At 71.2% G+C, this 22,353-nt stretch carries 17 protein-coding genes and 1 pseudogene; 7 read left to right on the forward strand and 11 right to left on the reverse strand.

The window, feature by feature from the left end; genetic code table 11:
- Positions 1 to 40: 40 nt before the first annotated feature.
- Together ABD52_RS25940 and ABD52_RS25945 are read right to left on the reverse strand one after the other, a co-directional pair.
- A complete protein-coding gene (locus tag ABD52_RS25940; RefSeq protein ID WP_047893535.1) occupies positions 41 to 814 on the reverse strand; it encodes a M23 family metallopeptidase in 774 nt (257 codons plus the stop codon).
- A gap of 250 nt (positions 815 to 1,064) precedes the next feature.
- Entirely contained in the window at positions 1,065 to 1,775 is a 711-nt protein-coding gene (locus tag ABD52_RS25945; RefSeq protein ID WP_013288516.1) for a M23 family metallopeptidase, read from the reverse strand.
- A gap of 402 nt (positions 1,776 to 2,177) precedes the next feature.
- Between ABD52_RS25945 and ABD52_RS25950 the strand changes: the two genes are divergently transcribed.
- The 3 genes from ABD52_RS25950 (at position 2,178) to sucD (ending at position 5,105) form a co-directional block, all read left to right on the forward strand.
- On the forward strand, positions 2,178 to 2,582 hold the full coding sequence (locus tag ABD52_RS25950) for a cobalamin B12-binding domain-containing protein (RefSeq protein ID WP_013288515.1): 405 nt from the start codon (positions 2,178 to 2,180) through the stop codon (positions 2,580 to 2,582).
- A gap of 454 nt (positions 2,583 to 3,036) precedes the next feature.
- Positions 3,037 to 4,215 carry an ADP-forming succinate--CoA ligase subunit beta gene (sucC, locus tag ABD52_RS25955; protein ID WP_013288514.1) on the forward strand — a complete coding sequence of 393 codons (1,179 nt, stop codon included), beginning with the start codon at positions 3,037 to 3,039 and terminating at the stop codon, positions 4,213 to 4,215.
- A gap of 2 nt (positions 4,216 to 4,217) precedes the next feature.
- Positions 4,218 to 5,105, forward strand: a complete 888-nt coding sequence (gene sucD / locus ABD52_RS25960; protein ID WP_047893528.1) for a succinate--CoA ligase subunit alpha — start codon at positions 4,218 to 4,220, stop codon at positions 5,103 to 5,105.
- Between the two features lie 56 nt (positions 5,106 to 5,161).
- On the opposite strand, the gene ABD52_RS39330 is transcribed toward sucD, so the two are convergent.
- The gene (locus tag ABD52_RS39330) at positions 5,162 to 5,431 is read right to left on the reverse strand and encodes a hypothetical protein (protein WP_013288512.1); all 270 of its coding nucleotides are present in this window, start codon (positions 5,429 to 5,431) and stop codon (positions 5,162 to 5,164) included.
- An 84-nt stretch (positions 5,432 to 5,515) separates the two neighbouring features.
- Positions 5,516 to 6,307, reverse strand: a pseudogene (locus ABD52_RS25965) (DUF6350 family protein); the annotation flags it as partial.
- Positions 6,308 to 6,325: 18 nt separating this feature from the next.
- On the opposite strand from ABD52_RS25965, the gene ABD52_RS25970 reads away from it, so the two are divergent.
- Entirely contained in the window at positions 6,326 to 7,003 is a 678-nt protein-coding gene (locus ABD52_RS25970) for a maleylpyruvate isomerase N-terminal domain-containing protein (protein ID WP_047893529.1), read from the forward strand.
- A 6-nt stretch (positions 7,004 to 7,009) separates the two neighbouring features.
- On the opposite strand, the gene ABD52_RS25975 is transcribed toward ABD52_RS25970, so the two are convergent.
- Positions 7,010 to 11,197 (reverse strand): replicative DNA helicase, encoded by a 4,188-nt coding sequence (locus ABD52_RS25975; RefSeq protein ID WP_368665019.1) that lies wholly within the window; start codon positions 11,195 to 11,197, stop codon positions 7,010 to 7,012.
- Between the two features lie 308 nt (positions 11,198 to 11,505).
- On the opposite strand from ABD52_RS25975, the gene ABD52_RS25980 reads away from it, so the two are divergent.
- Entirely contained in the window at positions 11,506 to 13,176 is a 1,671-nt protein-coding gene (locus ABD52_RS25980; protein ID WP_047893531.1) for a hypothetical protein, read from the forward strand.
- 66 nt (positions 13,177 to 13,242) lie between these two features.
- On the opposite strand, the gene rplI is transcribed toward ABD52_RS25980, so the two are convergent.
- From rplI to rpsF, 4 genes are all read right to left on the reverse strand, one after another.
- Positions 13,243 to 13,689 (reverse strand): 50S ribosomal protein L9, encoded by a 447-nt coding sequence (gene rplI, locus ABD52_RS25985; RefSeq protein WP_013289354.1) that lies wholly within the window; start codon positions 13,687 to 13,689, stop codon positions 13,243 to 13,245.
- Between the two features lie 14 nt (positions 13,690 to 13,703).
- Positions 13,704 to 13,943 (reverse strand): 30S ribosomal protein S18, encoded by a 240-nt coding sequence (gene rpsR, locus ABD52_RS25990; protein WP_013289355.1) that lies wholly within the window; start codon positions 13,941 to 13,943, stop codon positions 13,704 to 13,706.
- A gap of 41 nt (positions 13,944 to 13,984) precedes the next feature.
- Positions 13,985 to 14,512, reverse strand: coding sequence for a single-stranded DNA-binding protein (locus ABD52_RS25995; protein WP_018788497.1), 528 nt, complete (start codon positions 14,510 to 14,512; stop codon positions 13,985 to 13,987).
- Between the two features lie 81 nt (positions 14,513 to 14,593).
- Positions 14,594 to 14,884: a 30S ribosomal protein S6 gene (rpsF, locus tag ABD52_RS26000; protein WP_013289357.1), complete on the reverse strand. Its 291-nt coding sequence runs from the start codon at positions 14,882 to 14,884 to the stop codon at positions 14,594 to 14,596.
- A 634-nt stretch (positions 14,885 to 15,518) separates the two neighbouring features.
- Here rpsF and ABD52_RS26005 point away from each other — a divergent pair.
- A complete protein-coding gene (locus ABD52_RS26005; RefSeq protein ID WP_047893532.1) occupies positions 15,519 to 16,301 on the forward strand; it encodes a deoxyribonuclease IV in 783 nt (260 codons plus the stop codon).
- Positions 16,298 to 18,370, forward strand: a complete 2,073-nt coding sequence (locus ABD52_RS26010) for a hypothetical protein (RefSeq protein ID WP_047893533.1) — start codon at positions 16,298 to 16,300, stop codon at positions 18,368 to 18,370. The genes ABD52_RS26005 and ABD52_RS26010 overlap by 4 nt, the downstream gene beginning before the upstream one ends.
- 21 nt (positions 18,371 to 18,391) lie before the next feature.
- Here the strand turns inward: ABD52_RS26010 and ABD52_RS26015 are convergent, their stop codons facing one another.
- Together ABD52_RS26015 and ABD52_RS26020 are read right to left on the reverse strand one after the other, a co-directional pair.
- Complete coding sequence (locus ABD52_RS26015; RefSeq protein ID WP_047893534.1) at positions 18,392 to 19,948, reverse strand: glycosyltransferase family 87 protein; 1,557 nt, start codon at positions 19,946 to 19,948, stop codon at positions 18,392 to 18,394.
- On the reverse strand, positions 19,945 to 22,353 hold a 2,409-nt coding region (locus ABD52_RS26020), incomplete at its 5' end, for a transglycosylase domain-containing protein (RefSeq protein WP_235437557.1). The genes ABD52_RS26020 and ABD52_RS26015, both read right to left, overlap by 4 nt.

Below are 22,353 nucleotides of genomic sequence, written 5' to 3' on the forward strand. Positions count from 1 at the left end.
GGGCCGGTCTCCGGCCCGGCCACGCCGGTGGACCACTGCGTCAGCAGGCCACGCCGATGCCCCGGGCACGCAGGAACGGCGCCGGGTCGATCTGGTTCCACATCGCGCCCTGGTGCACCTCGAAGTGCAGGTGCGGGCCGGTGGAGTCGCCGGTGGAGCCCTCGTACCCGATGACCTGACCGGCCTTGACCGTGTCGCCGACGCCGACGGCGAGCCGGCTCTGGTGGGCGTAGTGGGTCAGGTAGCCGTTGTGGTGGTCGATGAAGACCGAGATGCCGTAGCCGTCGCCCACGTCACCGGCCTTGACCACGGTGCCAGCTGCGGCGGCGTGGATCGGCGTGCCGGCCGGCATGGCGAAGTCGATGCCGGCGTGCTGGGTGCCCCAGCGGGGCCCGTAGCACGACGTGATGTCGGCGCCCTTCATCGGGATGACCCAGGTGGGCTTCTTCGCCACTGTCGTCTTCTTCGGCTTCGGCTTGGGTTTCGCCGTCGCCGTCTTCTTCGGTGCCGGGCTGGTCGCGCTCGCGCTCGGGCTCGGCGACGGGCTGGCCGGTACGGCGGACGGGGTGACCGGCTCGCGGGCCGAACGGTCGGCGCGGTCGGCGTCGTCGGCGCGGGCCGCTACGCCGAGGTCGACGGCGGCCGGCGTCGGGTCGGACGGGGCGGTGGTGACGACCACGCCGCCGATGCCGAGGCCGAGCAGGGCCACCGCGCCGGTGACCACGTAAACGGTGCGCCGGGCGCGGCGCGGGCGCCGGTGCCGGGCGGGAGCGTTGTCCGGGGTGGGGCTGCTGTGCTGCACGGTATCCTTCATCGGTTCGAGGGGCACGTGACCTCGAAATACTGGTGTCGGTGCAGGTCGCAGCGGGTATCGGGGGTGCGGAGGCGGTGGCCCGCGCCGCCACCGCGCGTCCGGTTTCGGACCGGCCGGCCGGTTCGGTCGAAGAGACGATCATTCGGCGATGTGCTCCCGCTCACACCGGCCGGTGTGACGTGGCAGACATCGGCACAGACGAAACCGCCCGGACCGTGCGGTCCGGGCGGTGACGGGGCGGTACGGAGCGTCAGGACGCGGCTACGTCGCTGTAAACTGCCTCGACTTCGAGCTGAATGTCCACTCCGCGATCCTTGAGGAACGCCACCGGGTCCTGCGGCTGGCCCTTGACATGGATCTCCAGGTGCAGGTGGGAGCCGTAGGAGTGGCCGGTGTTGCCGACCAGGCCGAGCTGGTCGCCGGCCTTCACCTCCTGGCCCTCCTTGACCGTCACCGCGGAGGAGTGGCCGTAGATGGCCTCGCTGCCGTCGGAGTGCTGGACGATGACGGCGTAGCCGTAGCCGCCGAACCAGCCGGCCTTGGTGACGGTGCCGGCGTGGACCGCCTTGTAGGGCGTGCCCTCCGGGGCGACCAGGTCGATGCCGGTGTGCAGCTTGCCCCACCGCATGCCGTAGGGGGACTTGAAGTCGTAGCCGTGCAGCGGCAGGAGCCACGGGTCCTGCTCGGCGGCCTTGCTGTCGGAGCGGTCGGCACGGGACGGGCGCTCCGCGCTGTCGGCGCGGGCGGCGGCGTCCTGGCTGGCGACCGAAGCCTGCCGGAGCTCGTCGAGGACCGACGGGCTGACGCTCTTGGCGTCGGGGAGGGCGTTCGCGCCGATGGCGACGATGCCGGCGCCGACGAAGGCGGTGGTGACCACCGCGGCGTAGCGGCTCCGCGGGGGGGTGGGTACGCGGCGGCGGCCGCGATAGCGATCGGGCTCAGACGACAGGCGCTGGCGCACGCACACCCTCCGTTGTCGGGGATCCGATGCGACTCCGGACCGTTCGGTGAAGCTCGGTCGAACCTCCGGTGCCGCGTCGTCACCCGTCCGTGGACCTGATGACAACCGTGGACACGTTAGCCAACCGCCACTCCTGTCACAAGCCGAAGCGCCGAAATACTGATTCGTTATGTCCAATTCCATCCGACCTTGTCATAGCTCGTGCCGCCGGTCGGATGGTATGTCGACTGCCCATTCGTCGCGGATAGTGACCGAACGGCGGAGGTGTCCGGCTTTCCGCGTACCCGGGTGGGCGGTAGTGGGGCGGCTCGTATGTGGGAAGGTCCGGCCCGGCTTCCCGCCTCCGGTCCGGCCGGGTTACCGTTCGTTCAGGTCAGGAGTGCCGGTGAAAGGTGTGCGCAGATGAGCTCTCGTATCCGGGTCGTCGTCGCGAAGCCCGGCCTGGACGGCCACGACCGGGGAGCGAAGGTGGTCGCCCGCGCCCTGCGTGACGCGGGCATGGAGGTCATCTACACCGGCCTGCACCAGACGCCGGAGCAGATCGTCGAGACCGCGATCCAGGAGGACGCGGACGCGGTCGGCCTCTCGGTGCTCTCGGGCGCGCACATGACGCTGTTCAAGCGCGTCGTCGAACTGCTCACCGAGCGCGACGCCACCGACATCGTGGTGTTCGGCGGCGGCATCATCCCCGAGGCCGACATCCCGGAGCTGGAGCGGCTCGGCGTCGCGAAGATCTTCACCCCGGGCGCCACCACCGGGTCGATCGTCGAGTGGGTGCGGGAGAACGTCGCCCAGCCGGTCGGCTGACCCCGCCCGGTTCCCGGCCCCTGCGTGCCCGGCCCCCGCGTTTCCGGCTCCGGGCACGGGGGAGGGGCCGGACGCACCCCTCACACGCCCGGCCCCTCTATGCACGACGCCCCGCCGCCACCCCTCGACCGACAGGGCATCGGCCGCTCCCGTCGCCGCGCTTGACCAGCGCGCCGACATCACACTCAACGACGCCCCCGACGGGCGGTTACGCCCGGGCCCGGAGATCCCTCGGACGGCTGACGCCCCCGTGCGCCGGGGCCTCAGTGATCGGCCCGGCCGAGCCCGGTCTGTGCATTACCGCACACCCCGCACCCGCTCGGTTGCCGCCCGTTCCCATCTCGTTAGGCTGCGGCAAATGGCCTGTCTCATCTGATGACAGGCGTCAAACTGATTTTCCGAAGCTGGTGGCGGCGCGACGGCGCGCCGCGGAGACGGGACGGGACGCGCAATCGTGGACCTGTACGAGTACCAGGGGCGGGACCTGTTCGAGCGGCACGGCTTGCCCGTGCTCGCCGGCGGCGTCGCCACTACCCCGGAGGAGGCCCGCGCGATCGCCGAACGCCTCGGCGGCCGGGTGGTCGTCAAGGCGCAGGTGAAGGTCGGTGGCCGCGGCAAGGCCGGCGGCGTGAAGCTGGCCGAGGGCGCGGAGGAGACGGTGGCCCGGGCCACCGACATCCTCGGCATGGACATCAAGGGTCACACCGTCCACAAGGTCATGATCACCGTGACCGCGGACGTGGCCGAGGAGTACTACTTCTCGTACCTGCTCGACCGGGCGAACCGCACCTTCCTCTGCATCGCCAGCGTGGCCGGCGGTATGGACATCGAGCAGGTCGCGGCCGAGACCCCGGAGCGGGTCGTGAAGGCGCCGATCGACGCCAACACCGGCGTGGACGAGGCGAAGGCGCGCGAGATCGTCACCGCGGCCGGCTTCCCGGCCGAGATCGCCGACCAGGTGGTCGAGGTCGCGGTCAAGCTGTGGCAGGCGTTCGTGGCCGAGGACGCCACGCTCGTCGAGGTGAACCCGCTGGCCACGACCAAGGACGGCAAGCTGCTGCTCCTGGACGCCAAGGTCACCCTGGACGAGAACGCCGGGTTCCGGCACCCGGACCACGAGGCCCTGGTCGACCAGGCGTCGGTGGACCCGCTGGAGCAGGCCGCGAAGGCCAAGGACCTCAACTACGTCAAGCTCGACGGCGAGGTCGGCATCATCGGCAACGGCGCGGGCCTGGTCATGTCCACGCTCGACGTGGTCGCGTACGCGGGCGAGCGGCACGGCGGCGTCAAGCCGGCCAACTTCCTCGACATCGGCGGCGGCGCGAGCGCCGAGGTGATGGCGAACGGCCTGGAGATCGTCCTGTCCGACCCGTCGGTCAAGAGCGTCTTCGTCAACGTCTTCGGCGGCATCACCGCCTGTGACGCGGTCGCCAACGGCATCGTGCAGGCGCTGGCGCTGCTGGAGCAGCGCGGCGAGAAGGCCACCAAGCCGCTCGTCGTGCGCCTCGACGGCAACAACGCCGAGGCCGGCCGGGCGATCCTCGACGGCGCGGCCAACCCGCTGATCCAGCGGGTCGACACCATGGACGGCGCGGCCGAGCGGGCCGCCGAGCTGGCAGCTGCGGGGGTCTGACAATGGCTATCTGGCTGACCAAGGACTCCAAGGTCATCGTGCAGGGGATGACCGGTTCCGAGGGCTCCAAGCACACCCGGCGGATGCTCGCCGCCGGCACCAACGTGGTCGGCGGCGTGAACCCGCGCAAGGCCGGCACGACCGTCGACTTCGACGGCACCGAGCTGCCCGTCTTCGCCTCCGTCGCGGACGCGATGAAGGAGACCGGCGCGGACGTCACCGTCATCTTCGTGCCGCCGCAGTTCACCAGGGCCGCCGTGGTCGAGGCGATCGACGCCGGCATCGACCTGGCCGTGGTGATCACCGAGGGCGTGCCGGTGCACGACACCGCCGCGTTCTGGGCGTACAACCGGGCCCAGGGCGAGCGCACCCGGATCATCGGCCCGAACTGCCCGGGCATCGCCTCGCCGGGCGCGTCGAACGCCGGCATCATCCCGGCCGACATCACCGGCTCCGGCCGGATCGGCCTGGTCAGCAAGAGCGGCACGCTGACCTACCAGATGATGTACGAGCTGCGCGACATCGGCTTCTCCACCTGCGTCGGCATCGGCGGTGACCCGATCATCGGCACCACCCACATCGACGCCCTGGCCGCCTTCGAGGCGGACCCGGAGACCGACGCGATCGTCATGATCGGTGAGATCGGCGGCGACGCCGAGGAGCGGGCGGCCGAGTTCATCAAGGCCAACGTCACCAAGCCGGTGGTCGGCTACATCGCCGGCTTCACCGCCCCGCCCGGCAAGACCATGGGCCACGCCGGCGCGATCATCTCGGGCTCGGCGGGCACCGCCGACGCCAAGAAGGCGGCGCTGGAGGCGGTGGGCGTCAAGGTCGGCAAGACCCCGACCGAGACCGCCAACCTGATGCGGGAGATCATGTCCGGCCGCTGAGCGGCCGAGCGACGTGTCGAGGGGGCCGACCGGGGAACCGGTCGGCCCCCTCGCGTTCAGCGATACCAGTACGGGTAGTACGAGTTGCCCCGGGCGCGCACGATGGCGCTTGCGACGATGTTGATCACGCCGAACGCGATGGCCAGCCAGCCGAGCAACTGCGACCGGCCGTTGCGCCGGGCGTCGCGGATCGACAGCGCGCCGAAGACGATGCCCAGGATCCCGCAGCAGAGCAGGCCGAAGACGATGCCGAGGACGCCCCAGAGCGTGGTCCGGTCCCGGCCGACGGCCGGTGGCGGCGGGGGCGGCGGATACGGAGCGTGCACGGCTTCCTCCGAGCGGTCGGCGCCGCGACGGGAACGGTCGCGTCTGAGGCCGAGGCTAGACCGGATCACCACCGCGGGACCGGGGTTCGGCGCGTAGGCGAGGCTGACCAGTGTGATGCCCGCCTGACCGGCCACCCCGGTCCGGTACGCCCCGATCATGTCGGCCGCGTCGCCGCCACCGGTGGCCACCGCCAGCCCGGCCGCACCGGCACCCGCGCCGCACAGCAGCAGCGCCGCCACCAGTCCGGTACGCAGACCGTCGCGCACCGGCGGTGGGCAGCGCTCGGCCAGCAGCGCCCAGACACCTGTGGTGCGCAGCGCGCCGACCAGGGCGGCGGGTACGCCGAACGCGGCGAACGTGAGCGCGGCGGTGACCGGGGAGACCCGCAGGCCGCCCGCGTCGACAGCGAACGCGGCGAGTGCGCCGAGCAGCGCGTACCCGATGCCGACGGCGACAGCGACGGTGAGCGCCTGGCGGGGTGACCCGGCCCCGCGCGCGCCGACGGCCCGGCTGACGTGCACCCCGGCGCGGGTGAGCCGCCAGACGGCGAGCGCGCTGAGCGCGAGCGGCGCCAGACCGAGCGGCCCGGCGGTGGTCTGCAACGGCACCCCGTGCCCGAGCAGCCAGCCGGCCAGGCCGGCGCGCAACGCGCCGCCGAACGATCCGGCGTCCTCGCTGAGCTGGGCGAGGCCCAGCACGGCGGACACCGGCAGCCAGGAGGTCAGCGCCGCCCAGAGCGCGGCCACCCCGGCGGCGACCGGCAGCGGGGCCCGGCTGCGGGGCTCCTCACCCGATCGGGGTGCGGGCACCCGCGCGGCCGGGCGGGCACGGCCGGGCGACCCGGCGCGCTCGTCGGCGTGCCGCGCCTGCCGCACCGTGGCAGGCTGCTCGACATGAGCCCGATCCGGCAGCACGAGGCGCTGGCCCAGGCGTACGACGGCATCACCGCCGTCGTCACCCCGCTCGACGACGCCGGCCTGCAACGGCCCACCCGGTGCCGTGGCTGGGTCGTCGCCGACCTGCTCTTCCACGTGCTCTGCGACGCCCAGCGCGCACTCGTCGCCCTGGCCAGCCCCGCACCCGGACCGGCCGACGTGGACGACGTCAGCTACTGGCGCGCGTTCACCCCCGGTGACGACGTGAGCGCCGGGCACGCCTGGTGGGCACGCCGCTCCGCCGCTGCCTTCGACAGGCCCACAGGCGTGGTCCGGCTCTGGGCCGACACCGCGCCCGCCGCCGTCCGCGCGGCCACCGCGGCCGACCCCGACGGGTACGTGACCACGCAGGGTCATGTGCTGCGCGTACCCCATCTGCTCGCCACCCTGACCACCGAGGCGGTCATCCATCACCTGGATCTGGTGGTGGACCTGCTGGACGCGCCGCGGCCGGCGGCGGACCCGACGCGGGTCGCGGTGACCACGATGGACGGCCTGCTCAGCGACGACGCGGTACGGCCGGCCGGCTGGGACGACCACGACTACCTGCTGAAGGCCGCCGGGCGGGTGCCGCTCACCGACCGGGACCGGCTGGAGCTGGGCGAGGCCGCCGGCTGGTTCCCGCTGCTCGGCTGACGTCGCTCAGACGATGGCCATGTCGACGAAGCGCGACAGGTGCAGCTGGGCCGCTACAGTGACCGTGTCGGTAGGACCATTTCTGTGCTTTGCAACAATAAAGTCCGCTTCGCCCGCTCGCGGCGACTCCTTGTCGTAGTAGTCGTCGCGGTGCAGAAGAATGACAACGTCCGCATCCTGCTCGATCGAGTTGTGCGCGGCGATCCCGTTGGCGATGAAGTTGTGCGTGCCGAGCACCGTGGCGTCGTAAACGTCCTTCTCGCCGACTGACTCGATCGAGACGATCTCGTCCCAGAAGATGTCGTTCGTGGCGTGCAGGTCGAGATCCGCAGAGTCCAGCACCGCGGCCACCTTGGCGAGACGGCACCGGCTGGGTGCACGCTTCCACATCGCGCTGCCGGAGAACTGGGTTCCGACCGCCGCCGCGAACTCCCGGTGGCTCATTTTGCGCTCCGCCAGGACCTCCCGAACCCGTGACCACACCTCCCTGGGAACGGTGTCCACGTTCGGGTTACTGATGACGGATTCGAGAATCACCAGCAGCGCCGCGCAGCTGTTGGCGCGCTCACCGTGCACACCGATTTCCCGAAGGAAGCGGAGCTGGTCGTCTCGGCCGGAGATGTCCAGGGTGTACTGCGGCCGGTGTCGGGCGACCGGTACCTGCCGCAGTCGAGCCGAGATTCCGTAGCGAAGCAGCAGGCGTGAGATGTCCTCCAGCATGCGCCGCGACGTGGAGGAGAAGTAGACCCGTCCGCCTCGGCCGGACTTGTTGACGGTCACGGACCCGTCGGTGGCCCAGAGGTGCCGAAGGAAGAGGGTGATCTGCTCCTTGGGCAGACCGAACACCGCTTGAGGTACGAACTTCTCGTGGGACCGCAGCCCGAACAGCCCCAACCCGTCCAGCCACTCGGCGATCGGATTCCGCCGCCCGCGAGCGAGCCGGAATGGTGCCGGTAGCCGGAGCGTGGTCACTCGGGCAGCCGGGTAGTCGTCTCGCACAGCCGTGATCCCGAAGTGCGTCGCGGCCTCAGTCACGGCCGCCAGGTTGGCCTCGTCACAACTGGCGTAGCGGATCGGCTGCCGGCGGACGAACGAGCCGTCCCCGAGGAGGTGTGCCAGCATGACCACCGCCGACTCGGCCCACGGCTGGATGTTCAGCGGCGGCGGAATGTGCCGAGGCGCGGCGAGCCGCGTTCCAACCGTGAGTTCCTCCAGTGGCACCCACCCGCCGAACGTGAGGAAAGGATGGTTGGCAGTCGCCTCCACCTGTTTCCCGGAGGCGAGGGTCATCCGGAACACCTCCCGCGTCCCACTGGGGAATGCGTGCGTGAGCGTCCGGGGGGTGTAGCGGAGACCTTCATCGAGGGCCCAGACCGGAATGTCCCTGACGTTCCCAGCAAGAAGCGCCCCGAGGGTGATCTCCGAGTTGTCGTCGGCCCTGATAAGTCTCGTATCCGCGGTCAGGCAGCCCGATTCACGCAGGTCGGAAAGCTGGGGTCGCTTGTCGGTGCGCTGCTCGGGGCCACGGTTCAGCTGACTCACCGCGATCACCGGGCATTCGACCTCCTTGGCCAGCAGCTTCAGGCCACGGGACAGGTCCGCGACCTCCTGCTGCCGGCTCTCGGTGCGCTTCGGCGAGGTCATCAGCTGGAGATAGTCGACGACGATCAGCTTCAGGTCGTGCTTCTGCTTGAGCCGTCGCGCCTTCGCCCGGATCTCCATGAGGTTCATGCTCGGCGTGTCGTCGACGAAGAGCGGCGCCTCGCTGATCTCACCCATGCAGCGGGCCAGCTTGGTCCAGTCGTCGTCGGAGAGCTGGCCACTGCGCAGGACGTGCAGGGGCACGCGCGCCTCGGCCGAGAGGAGTCGCATGACGATCTCGACCTTGCTCATTTCCAGCGAGAAGATCGCCGACGCCTGGTTGGCGCGGATAGCTGCATTTCGGGCGAAGTCCATACTTGCCGTGCTGTTGTGCGTCGGGATCATCGAGCGGCCCGCCAGATACAGATGGTCGGAATTGTCGACGGTCACACAGCGCACCGGAACGCTCGGCACCGGACGGACGTCCACGATGAACCGCGAGTGGGAGCGGACGTCCGAGGACGTCCGGCGCCGGGCCGCATGGGCGGTCCGCTTCCGGTCCAGCCGGAAGACCGTGTCCGGGGTGGAGAAGTTCAGCGTGTACGCGATCGACGATTCCTCGGTACGGCCGCGCACCTTGCGCTCGGTCATGGTGCACCGATAGCCCAGGCTGACGACGAGTTCCCGTACGCCGTCGATCAAGCGCCGCGAGGTGGACGTGTACTGCAGGTTCCCGGTCGGCGCCACCGTGCCGTCGGTGTCCATGAGACCGGCGAGCAACGCCCGGCGCTGGGTTTCGGAGGCGCGTAGATAGTCGTCCGGAATGTGCTTGTCGTAGGCCACCCCGACCCGGCGGAGCAGGGCGAGGAAGGAGCCGTTCCGCTCGTGGCACTCGGCGCAGCGGCGGGTTGCGGGGTTCTCCCGCAGGGCACGGGTGGAGCCGCCGCAGTCGACGCAGGTGCGGTCCGCCGTCCTGGCCGGCGTGGGCAGATGCACGCTGTAGACCATGGGCCCGCTCGGGCGCACCAGGAAGCCGTCCTGGGCCACGAGGTCGAGCATCTCCGCGTCCGCGGTGGTGAAGCGGCTGGCCCCGGTGTGCCCGTCGCCGAGCCACACCCCGAGGGTGTACGGCGGGACGGTCAGATCGCGTTCCGGAAGTCGGAGCGGCGCGCAGTTCCGCACGGCGTGGTTGAGACGGCGGTCGGCCGTCTCGGTACGTAGCGTGGCCGCGATCTGCGCCGTCGTGACGATTCCGTCATGCTCGGCGCGGCTGCCGGCGTTCACCGGTCGTTCCGCGCGTGCACGGAGGCCGGAAATCAACGCGCCCACCGGGTAGCCAGGAGCCGTCCAGTTGCGTGTCTTGCCGGCCCAGGTCACCGGGCGGGCGACCCGACCGTTGGAACCCACTGTCTGCGCCACCGTGTGAAGCACGTTGCGGAATTCCGGGCCGACCTGTTCCAGGGTTTCGGCGAGAGTGACCAGGCGGTGCGGTTCGGCGGATGCAGCCATCTCGGCCGCCCGTACCTTCGCCAACGCCGGCTCGGCCCAGTGGTGCCGCCGACGTGCCTCCGGCTGGCGTCGGCTGGCCCGGGTGGTGGTCTTCCACAGGTGCTCGGCGTCCGCCACGATGACGCTTCCGTCGGAGAACTCGACCTCGTAGCAGGGGCGGTCGTACATCACGTCGAAGACGTTGGTGATCGTCGTCGGGATGCCGTCCGCGGCGAGGAGCTGCTCGCCGACGCGCACCTCACCCATGGTGGTCCAGCCCTGTGGGGTGGGCAGCGGGGTGTCGAGTGCGAGCGCCTTACCGAGACCAGGCCGGCCGGCCACGATGATGAGCTGGCCGGCGTGCAGGCCGTTGAGCAGGCGGTCGAGGTCGGTGAACCCGGTCGGCACACCGGTCATCACCCCGCCCTGGGCGCCGACCGCCTCGATCTCGTCCAGCGTCGGCTGGAGCATGTCGGCCAGGACGGCGAAGTCCTCGCTGACGCGCTTCTCGGTGATCTCGTAGACGGCCTGCTGGGCGAGGTCGACGATGTCGTCGACGTCGCGGCTGCCGCTCGGGCCGGTGCCGTAGCCGAGCTGCACGATCCGGGTGCCGGCCTCGACCAGCCGGCGCAGCACCGCCCGTTCGCCGACGATCCGGGCGTAGTACGCGGCGTTCGCGGCGGTGGGCACGCTGGCGATCAGCGTGTGCAGGTAGGGGGCGCCGCCGATCCGGGCGAGGTCGCCGGAGTCGGCGAGCGCGGCCGCCACGGTGATCGGGTCGGCGGGTTCACCGCGACCGTAGATGTCCAGGATCGCGTCGAAGATGGTGGCGTGGACCGGGCGGTAGAAGTCGTTTGTCTTCAGGATCTCCACGACGTCCGCGATGGCGTCCTTGGACAGCAGCATGCCGCCGAGTACGCACTGCTCGGCGGCGACGTCCTGGGGTGGTGTCTTCTCGAACGCAGATTCGCGCGGCGGCGGCTCGGGCGATGATCCCCCGGTCCGTTCCGCACGCGTCTCGTCGGTGACCGACACGGGTTCCCCCCTCGCTGCGTCGGATCGAGTCCAGCTGTATCGCCGGGGTATGACAACTCTCCGCCGACCCTCCGGTCGATCGGGGGTCATCGCCCGGCGGTCGGTGGACCACGATACGGAACCCGAGGTCAACCGCTCAACAAGGCCGGTGGATGAGCCTCGGGACAACCTGTGGACGCCTGGGGACAGGCATGTGCGCAGGGTGTGCACAGGGGTGTGGAAAAGTGATGGGGAATTCCGGGCTTATCGCCTCTGACCTGGGCTTTTTCTATCCCCACCCTGTGGACGGAAGATTTCCGGCCGAGCTTTGTCGTCGTTCGTCCCGTACTATCGCTGCGAAACGGCGACACCTGGGACAGCGGGTTTACTTTCGGGTTGAGAGAGGTCACGCTCCGGCCGTGAGACACCGGGACTGGGGAAGCGGGGAGGACAGCCCGCGCGAGCGACGGCCGAGCGGTTCCTGGGACGAGCCCGCCGGGCCGCGCCGGGTCGACTCGTACGCGCCGGAGGGCTACCGCACGGCGAGCCGGCGGCGGGCGATCGAGCGCGGCCAGGACGAGCCGGTGGAGACGTACCTTCCCCGTTGGGCGCTGGAGTCCGGGGTGAGTCGCGCGGACGGCGGCGGGCGGCATGCCGCACCCGACGACGACGAGGTGGAGGCGCCGGCCTCAGGTGCCGGTCGGCGGGATCTGCGCGCGATCGGTGCGGGTCCGTTGTCGGACCACACCGCCGAGTGGACGATGGACGCCCCGCAGGAGCGGGGGTACGTGGGCAACCGGCGGGCGGACGAGGACGACGAGCCGGTGTCGGGGGCGGCGCCCCGGAGTCGCCCGCGCCGGGCGGCGACGCGCCGGCCGCAGGTGACCTGGTCCGGGCTGCCGGAGTCGGCGGGTACGAGCGAGGGGCCGGCCGGATCGGACGGTGAACGGCCGGCGGGTCGGCGTCGCCGGTCGGCGTCGGGTTCCTCCTGGCCGCCGCCGGCGGGGTCGGACTCCGCATGGTCGCGGCCGGCGGCCTCGGACGGCGCGTGGTCCCGCTCGGGGACGGATGCCGAGTGGCCGGCGGCGGCGTCGGACGCGGGCCGGCCGGCGTCGCCGGCAGCGGAGTCGGAGCCGGCCTGGGGACGGGCGACGGCGTCCGAGTCGGAGCCGGCCTGGTCGCGGGCGACGCCATCGGAGTCGGCGCGGTCGCGGCCGGTGGCGGATCCGTGGCAGCGCCGCCGGAGCGCCGAGCGTGAGCCGGTGGAGCCGCCCGCCGTCGATCCGTGGGACGCGTCGGGCGTGCACGCCTGGGACCGGCCGGTGCCCGCGAGCCGCTGGGAGCGGGCGGAGAGCCGGTGGGACCGTACCGAGCACACGGGTGAGTGGGACCGGTTCACCGACACCGGTTTCCTGGAGCCGGTGCGGGACACCGACGACCGGTACGCGGAGGCCGATCTGTGGGACCGTTCGGCGCCGCCGGTGCGGGAGGGCTGGGCGTCGCCGGCGCGGGCCGAGGCGTTCTGGTCGGGTACCCGGCTCTCCGGTGACGACCCCCGGTGGATGGAGACACCGTCGACTGCTCCGCGTTCGCCCGCGGTGGCGTACTCGGCGCCGCGGCCGCGTACCGCGCCTCGTCGTCGCCCGGTGGAGCCGGCGGCGTCGACGTTGCGGCGGCGGGTGGAGACGATCGGCGGCGGTTCGTGGGGTCGCCGGCTGGAGGACGACCTGCTGGACCCGGATCCGGGTGGTCCGTTGCGGCCGCTGGTCTACACGGCGGCCTGCTATCTGGTTCCGGCGGTGCTGCTCGTGGTCGGCCTGCTGTTCCTGAGCGGGCAGCCTCCGGCGGGGTGCGTCACGGACATCACCGGCGGTGGTTGTGACTCGCCGCGTGCGCACGCGCTGGAGTCGTTGGTGTCGGCGGCGCCGCGGTTCGGGCTGGCGATGGTGAGCAGTCTGGTGGTGGCGGTGCTGCTGCGGCAGGTCGGGACGACGTGGCGGTCGGCGACAGTGGCGCTGGCGGCCGCGGTGGTGGGTGGTGGGCTGTCCACCGTGGTGATCAGCGCGGTGACCGGCAATCCGCTCGGCTGAGCGGCGGGGATGCGGAAAGGCCCGCACCGGCGACCGGTGCGGGCCTTTCGCGTCGTGCTTCGGGTGTCAGCCCTTGACCACGTTCAGGTCGAACTTGGCGGTCACCTCGGGGTGCAGCCGGATGCTGACCGGGTAGGAGCCGAGCGCCTTGATGTGGCCGGGCAGCTCCAGCCGGCGGCGGTCCAGGGTCGGGCCGCCGGCGGCCTTGACGGCGTCGACGATCTCGGCCGGGGTGACCGAGCCGAAGAGCCGCCCGCCGTCGCCGGCGCGGGCCTTCAGGTTGACCTTCAGACCCTCGATCTGGGTCTTGACCTCGGTGGCGTGGCCCAGGTCGCGGATCTCGCGGGCCGAGCGGGCCCGCTTGATGACCGTGACCTGCTTCTCCGCGCCCTTGGTCCAGGCGATCGCGAAGCCCTGCGGCAGCAGGTAGTTACGGCCGAAGCCGTCCTTGACCTCGACGATGTCGCCCGGAGAGCCGAGGCCGGACACCTCCTGAGTGAGGATGATCTTCATGTCCGTGCCTCCTCTCAGCGGGTCGTGGCCGTGTACGGCAGGAGCGCCATCTCGCGGGCGTTCTTGACCGCACGGGCGATCTGCCGCTGCTGCTGCGAGGTCACGCCGGTCACCCGTCGAGCGCGGATCTTGCCGCGGTCGGAGATGAACTTGCGCAGCAGCGCGGTGTCCTTGTAATCGATGTAGGTGATCCCGTCCTTGTCGAGCGGGTTCACCTTCTTCTTCGGCTTGCGAAGGGCCGCAGCCTTAGCCATTGCTCGTGCTCCTGGTTTGCGATCGCGGGCGCTCGGCGCCATCAGAACGGAGGCTCCTCGTCGAAGTTGCCGCCCGAACCACCGCGGGAGGGGGCGGGGGCAGCAGAGGCCCAGGGGTCGTCGAAGTTGCCTCCGCCGCCGCCCTGGCCGCCACCACCACCGAAGCCGCCGCCACCGCCACCGGAGCGGGACATCTTCTGCACCTTCGCCGTGGCGTAGCGCAGCGACGGGCCGATCTCGTCGACCTCCAGCTCGATGACGGTGCGCTTCTCACCCTCGCGGGTCTCGTACGACCGCTGGCGCAGTCGGCCGGACACGATCACGCGAGCGCCGCGCTGCAGCGACTCGGCGACGTTCTCGGCGGCCTGGCGCCAGACCGTGCACGAGAGGAACAGCGGCTCGCCGTCCTTCCACTCGCCGGAGGCCTTGTCCATGAAGCGGGGCGTCGAAGCGACCCGGAACTTGGCGACCGCCGCACCGGAGGGGGTGAATCGCAACTCGGGGTCATCGGTCAGGTTGCCGATGACCGTGATGGTGGTGTCTCCTGCCATGACCATCTCCTCGCGCACTCATCTTTGTGCCGTCAGGCTCTCAGAGCCGTACGACAGCGTGGATGAGGCTTGTGATCCGGACGTGCCGGGTCTAGATGCTCAGCGCATCTCCGGGCGGATGACCTTGGTGCGCAGCACCGACTCGTTGAGTCGGAGCTGACGGTCCAGCTCGCCAACGGCCTCCGGCGTCGCCTGGAGGTCGATGACGGCGTAGATGCCCTCGGCCTTCTTGTTGATCTCGTACGCGAGGCGCCGGCGGCCCCACACGTCGGTCTTCTCCACCGAGCCACCCGCGGTCCGGATCACGTTCAGGTACGTGTCGAGCGACGGGGCGACGGTGCGCTCCTCGAGGCTGGGGTCGAGGATCACCATGACTTCGTAATGACGCAAGACGTGCTCACCTCCTGTGGGCTAAGCGGCCACGGTCCTTCCGTGGCAGGAGGTCGTGCGTCGTTGCCCGCGCCGGTGCCGGGGGAACCCGGCCGGACACACGGACAACCGGACCAGGATAGCCGGTCCGGACGATCATGGCCGGGCCGGTGGTCCCGGTGTGCCGGGTGCGGCGACAGGGGCCCACCTCCGGCGAGCCGGCAGGTGGACCCCTGTCCACGGGACCGCGGGGCGTCCCGTCCGCATTCCTTGGGTGGGACCTGGGGAGGAACGACCACACCGATGAGGTTGGATCGAAGACGCCCCGCGGAGCTTTATCGTGTTGTCACCTGGTCTGACCATACAATGGCTCTCGTCACCACTTGGGGTAAATGGAGGAATTGGTCCTACTGCTGGCCTCCCGTACCGGGATGACGAGCGGATCCCGCCCCGCAGTGCCGGGCCGCACGGCGGGGCGTCCCGTTTCCGGGGGTCCACCCTCGCCCGTCCGTGCTGTGGACCACGTGCGGGCGGAGCGTCGACCATCGATCCCACCTCGGACAACGACCGCCGGGCCGGGTGGTGACGCGGCCGACCCGCCGGGCGCCTCCCGCGAGCGCGCCGACCGTCGCAGGCGCGACGTAGGCTGCCCTGCATGCGAATCGGAGCCCACGTCGACCCGACCGACCCGCTGGCCGAGGCGGCCGCCCGGCAGGCCGAGGCGGTCCAGTTCTTCCTGGCCGACCCGCAGGGCTGGAAGGCCCCGAAGCCGCGCGAGGACGCCGAGCGCCTGCGTTCCGCCGACGTCGACCTCTACGTGCACGCGCCGTACGTGATCAACGTGGCCACGCTGAACAACCGGATCCGCATTCCCAGCCGCAAGCTGCTGCTCGCCCACGCGTCCGCCGCGGCGGACGTCGGGGCCAGAGGGCTGGTCGTGCACGGCGGCCACGTCAACGCCGGCCACGACGTCGCGGTCGGCTTCGACAACTGGCGCAAGACCTTCGCGTACGCGGCGGACTCCGGCGGCTTCCCGCTGCCGGTGCTGATCGAGAACACCGCCGGCGGTGACAACGCCTGCGCCCGGCACCTCGACTCGCTGGCCCGGCTCTGGGACGCGCTCGGCGACCACGAGGTCGGCTTCTGCCTGGACACCTGCCACGCGTACGCGGGCGGCGAGGAACTGCTGGGCCTGGTCGACCGGGTGAAGGCGATCACCGGCCGGATCGACCTGATCCACGCGAACAACTCCAAGGGCGCGTTCAACTCCGGCCAGGACCGGCACGACAACCTGACCGGCGGCACCATCGATCCGGAGCTGCTGGTGGCGGTGATCCGCGCGGCCGGCGCACCGGTGATCGTGGAGACCCCCGGCGGCGTCGAGGGCCAGACCGCCGACATCGCGTTCCTGCGCGGACAGTTGGGCGCGGCGGCGTGACGACCGAGCAGTCCGGAACGACCGGCCGCCGGTCCGGCGCCGAGCCCCGTCCGGACGGCGACGCGACCGCACCGGACCGGCCGGACGACGCGACCGGGACGGCCCCGCCCGGCGAGGGTGGGACCGCCGGGGGCGGATCCGGCACGGACGACACCGCCGGGAAGAAGGCCGAGGCCCGGGACGAGGCCGCCGCCGAGGGCGACGCCCACGACGCCCGGACGAACGGCGGCGACGGCGGAACCGCCGCCGACAAGCCCGACGCCGGAGACGAGAACACAACGGGTACGGCCGACGACAAGGCCGCCGATCCCTGGTCCGCGTTCGGGCCCGCGCCGGAGCCGGTGCTCGGCCGGGCCCGCCGGGCCGTCCGCGCGGTCGGCCGGTTCCTGGTGCACGAGTGGACGCTCGCCGCCGTCGCCGCACTGGCGCTGGCCGCGGCGATGACCTGGCCCACGTTGCGCTATCCGCGGCACACGCTGCCGCAGGACTACTGGGATCCGAGCCTGCAGGCGTGGCAGATGGCGTGGTCCGGCCACATCCTGCGGACCGACCCGGCGATGCTGTGGCACGCGAACACGTTCTACCCGGAGAACTGGAGCTTCGCGTTCTCCGACACGCTCCTCGGGTACGCCCCGGCCGGCCTGATCGGGGTCGGCCCGGAGCACGCCGTGCTGCGCTACAACATCATGTTCGTGCTGGCGCACGCGCTCGCCGCGTTCGGCGCGTACGTGCTGGCCCGGCAGCTCGGCGCGGGCCGCATCGGCGGCGCGGTGGCCGGGGCGAGCTTCGCCTACGCGCCGTGGCTGCTGGCCCAGGCGGGGCACCTGCACATCCTCTCCAACGGCGGCATCCCGCTGGCGCTGGCCATGCTGGCGCGGGGTCACGGCTGGTCGCTGCGGTACGGCTACCGGCCGCGCCGCCGGCACGCGGGCTGGGCGTTCGCCGGGTGGCTGGTGGCCGCGTGGCAGCTCAGCCTGGGGTTCGGTATCGGGCTGCCGTTCGCGTACATGCTGGCCGGGACCGTTCTGGTCGCGGTGGTGCTGTGGTTCGTGCAACGGCGCCGGGTGAAGCGTCCGTTCGGGCGGCGGCTGTTCCTGGCCGACGTGTTCGGCGGGCTCGCCTTCGCCGCGGTGGGCGCGGCGCTGGCGGTGCCGTACTTCAAGGTGGCCGAGCTGCACCCGAACGCGGAACGGACGCTCGGCGACATCGGGCTCTACTCGCCGCCGGCGAGCGGGTTCTTCACCGCGCCGGCCGAGTCCCGGGTCTGGGGCGGGCTGCACGAGGGCGCCCGTGCCGTGCTGCCCTGGCATCCGGAGATGACGCTGCTGCCGGGCTTCGTGCTCTACGCGCTCGCCGCCGGTGGTCTGTTCTTCTCGGTCTGGCGGGTCCGGCACCGGATCTTTCTGCTCGCCGGCGTGCTGGTGACGATGGCGCTGGCGATGGGCACCCGGTTCTTCGGCGGCCGGTTCACCTACGTGCCGTTGTTCGACTACGTGCCGGGCTGGAGCGGGCTGCGCACGCCGGGCCGGATGATGCTCTGGGCCACGCTGCTGCTGGGTCTGCTCGCGGCCGGCGCGGTCACCGCGTTCTGCATGCGGGTACGCGAGCTGGCCGCCGAGCGGGTGCCGCCGTGGCCGGGCCCGTGGCTGCGCCTGGCCACGCTGCTGCCGCTGGCGCTGGTGCTCGTGGAAGGGCTGAACGCCACGCCGCAGCCGGTGGTGCCGCGGCAGCCGGCGGTGATGCGAACTGTGGACGGCCCGATGCTGGTGCTGCCGAGCAGCCAGAACCTCGATCAGCCGGTGATGCTGTGGTCCACCGACCGGTTCCAGCCGATGGTCAACGGCGGCAGCGGTTTCACGCCGCGTTCGCAGGCCCAGATCCGCGAGGCGACAGTCAGCTTCCCGGACTACGCGAGCGTCGACTACCTGCGGCAGATCGGCGTGAAGAACGTGGTCGTGTTGCGCGACGAGCTGGAGGGCACCCCGTGGGAGGGGATGCTCGACCGGCCGGTCGACGCGCTGGGCGTGACGCGGGAGCAGGTCGGCGAGGCGGTCGTGTTCCGGCTGTAGACCGGAACACGACCGTCTCGGTCACACCGGAACGGGTTCGGCGGGCCGTTCGGCGGCGCGCGCCCGCCAGCGCTGATGCCAGGGCGCGTCTGGCGCGCCGTCGAGCACCCCGCCGTCCGGGTCGTCGGCGTAGGTGTGCCGGACGACGTCCAGTTCGGGCCGCATGATGTCCCGGATGACGAATCCGCAGAGCACCGCCACGGTGATCAGGCGCAGGCTCGACGCCAGCACGAAGACGCCCTCGGGGAAGACCGGCCGGGACATGGCCGTGCCGAGCAGTTCGCCGTAGAACGCGGCGAAGTAGCCGACCTCGGCGACCTGCCAGGCCAGGAACGCGCCCCAGCGCGGCCGGGCGAGCACCGCGAGCGGCAGCAGCCAGAGCACGAACTGCTGGGACCACACCTTGCTGAAGATGAGGAACGCGGCGACCACCAGGAAGGCGAGCTGGGCCAGCCGGGGGCGGCGCGGCGCCAGCAGCGCCAGCCCGGCCACGCCGAGGCAGGCCAGGCCGAAGAGCAGGTACGACAGCCAGTTGAGGGTGGGGATGTTCGCGTTGAGCCACTCGAAGGGCCCGAGCTGGCCGGGTGAGGACGGGCTGATCCGGCCGTCCAGGTAGCGGCCGATGTACCAGAGCGTGCCCCAGTCGATGGGGCGCGTGGTGTTCAGGTCGAAGAAGCGTTCCCAGTTCTCCCGGTACGGGATCGCCACCGGCAGGTTCACGGCCACGAGCGTCACCAGCGCGGTCGCCGTGGCGACGAGCCCGGCCAGCAGTTTCCCGGCGCGCAACGCGAGGACCAGGATCGGGCCGAGGATGAACAGCGGCCACATCTTGGCCGCGCCGCCCAGTCCGATGAGGACGCCTGCTACTCCGGGCAGCAGCAGCGCGTACCGGTCGGGCCGGGCGCGCGCCCAGGCCAGCAGGCCGAACGCGGCCAGGCCGATGGCGAGCAGATCCCAGTTGACGGTGGCGGTGAGCACCAGCGCCGGGGAGAGCGCGAACAACGCGGCGTCCCAGGGTCGTCGTCGGCGCAGGCTGAGGATCACGGCGACGGTGGCGACCGCGAGCGCGCCGAGCACCAGCGCGTTCAGGTTGTAGAACCACTGCCCCTGGTTGATGGCGGGGTTGTCGGCCCCGAGGGCGTGCACCGGCAGGCCGAGCGCGCCCATGAAGTAACCGGTCAGCACCGGGTACTCCACCGGGTGGTCGGCGTAGGGCACCTTGCCCTCGTTGAGCCCTTCGGCGTAGTAGAGCGCCAGCACGTCCGTGTAGCACATCCGGGTGTACTGGATGTTGTTCTGCCAGGCGCCGTCCTGGCAGGGCGACTTCTGCACCCAGTGCAGGGCCAGCGTGAGGCACACCAGGGCGAGGACGATCCGGCCGGCGGTCCAGAACCGGCCCTCCCGGCTGGCGGGCCGGTCCAGGGCGGCGGCGTGGTCGCCGAGCGGCCCGCCGATCAGACCGGAGGCGCCCCGGACGAACCAGTCCGAGCGGGACGGGTGGTCCACCGTCTCGGCGGATCGTGGCGCCGCCTCGGACGCGCCGGGCTCATCGATGCCTGCGGGCGACTGGGTGCTCATGGAGAGGCATCCTGCCGTACACCGGGGGTCGCCGTCCCGTCGCACGCGGAGAAATTCCGGTACGCGAAACGCGGCGGCGGGGCCTCGCCGTTGCCGGTGTCGTCCTCGCCGACGTTCGCCGCCGGCGGGAACTCCTCCTTGTCCTTGCCCTTGAGCGCGTCGTTCATGAAGCGCTGGAAGATGTCACCGGGCATCCGGGCACCGCTGATGTCCCGGCCGTCCTTGTACTTGATCGCCTTGCGGTCGGCCTTGTTGCCGACCCAGACCGCTGTGGCGAGCTGCGGCGTGTAGCCGATCATCCAGGCGTCACCGTTGCGGGTGGTCTTGTCACCGAGTTCCCAGGTGCCGGTCTTCTCGGCGACCTGCCGGCCCTCCTCGAGCTTCTTGTTGATCTGGCCCGGGTACTGCTTCAGCACGGACGTCACGTCGGCGACGATGTCCTTGTCGATCCGCTGCTGCCCCTTGAGCTTCTCCCCGCCGACCAGGTCCCACTTGCCGGTGTCCGGGTTCTGCTTCTCCACCTTCCGCACGAAGTGCGCCTTGTGGTAGACGCCCTCGTTGGCGAACGTGGCAACGCCGTTGGCGTGGTCGAGCACCGTGATCGGGTACTGGCCGTAGCCGAGGACGTGGAAGAAGGGCGACGGAGCCAGATCCTTCGGGTCGGCCTTGGTCAGGTCGTGCGCCTTGGCCGGGTTGGTGTCGGTCTGCCACATGGTGGTGACGCCGGCCTGCTTGGCCATGTCGAGCACCTTGTCCGGGCCGATCTTCTCGGTGATGTAGTAGAACGGCACGTTCAGCGACTTCAGCGTCGACAGTTCGAGCGTGCAGGAGTCACCGCAGGAGACCTTGTCCGCGCCGGCGTTGCTGACCTTGAACTTGGTCCCCTTCGGCGTGAACGCCGTGCCCTTCCACCGGGACTTGAGCGAGATGCCCTCCTTGAGCGCCGCGGCGAGCGTGTAGATCTTGAAGCTCGAACCCGGCGAGTGGCCGCCGCTCTCCACGCCGTTGTCGACGTTCTTCCCGGCGTAGTCGGTGCCGGTGCCGTTGTCCCCGCCGTAGTAGGCCAGCACCCGGCCGGTCTTCGGGTCGATCGCCACCACGGCGGCCATCAGGTTCGACGGCTGGCCGGCGAGTTCGGAGCCCTTCTTGGCCCGCTGGGCCGCGGCGAGCGCCGCCTCCTGCATCTTCCGGTTGATCGTCGTGGTGATCTTGTAGCCACCCCGGCTCAGCGCCTTGGCGCACAGCGGCTTCTTCTCGGTCGCCTCGGCCTCGTTGTCGGTGCAGAGCTTCATCTCGCGCAGTTCCTGCGAGACGTAGTTGACGATGTTGCCGTACGGGGTGTCGATGCCGAAGCCGCCGCCGCTGTTCTTCGTCGGCTTCGCGATGTTCTTCGGGTACTCGGTGGGGTGCTGCGGCGTGTTCGGCGCGTCCAGCCACTTCTCCGTGATCATGCCGTTGATCACGTAGTTCCACCGGTCCAGCGCGGCCGTCGGGTTGATCGCCGGGTCGTAGCCCTGGTGGGTGGCGCTCGGCTCCGGCTGCTTGATCAGTGCGGCCAGCACCGCGGCCTCGGCCACTGTGAGGCTCTTGACGTCCTTGCCGAAGTAGGTCCGCGCCGCCGCCTGGATGCCGTACGCACCCCGGCCGAAGTAGATGACGTTCAGGTAGTGCTGCATGATCACGCGCTTGTCGTACTTGTCGTTCAGCTTGGAGGCGAGGATCGCCTCCTTCACCTTGCGGCCGTACGTGTCCTGGTTCAGGTTCTCGAACGCGTTGCGCGCGTACTGCTGGGTGATGGTCGAAGCGCCCTGCTTGTCGCCGCCGGTGAGGTTGTTCCACGCGGCCCGGGCGATGCCCTTGTAGTCCACACCGGAGTGCTTGTAGAAGTTCCGGTCCTCCGCCGCGGCGACCGCGTGCTGGACGTGCTCCGGGATCTGCTCGATGGTGACGAGCTGGCGATTCTGGTCGCCGATCCGGGCGATCGCCGTGCCACCCGAGTCGTAGATGGTGGTGGACAGCGGCGGAATGGTGTCCTCCGGGAGCACCACCTTGGTGGAGTACCAGGTGAAACTCACCACGCCGATGCCGGCGAGCATGATGAACACGGCGAAGCCGGCGATCAGCATGTTGATCCGGCGGCGCTTCTTGGCCCGCGCCGGGTCCTCGCCGCGGCCACGCCGGCCGGGGCCGGCCGGACCGCCGGGACCGCCGCCGGGGGCACCGGGTACCCGGGCGCGGCCACCGACGGCCGCCGCGCCGACGCTCGCGCGTCCGCCCACGCTCGCACGTCCGCCGACGCCGGCCGCGCCGACGCTCGCCGCGCCCACCGAGGCCCGCCCGGCCGGACCGGCCGGGGAGACGGGCACCGACGCCCGGCCGGCACCAGCGCGTCCGGAGGCGCCGGG

The sequence above is a fragment of the Micromonospora sp. RV43 genome, from assembly GCF_001029515.1.
Lineage (GTDB): Bacteria > Actinomycetota > Actinomycetes > Mycobacteriales > Micromonosporaceae > Micromonospora > Micromonospora aurantiaca.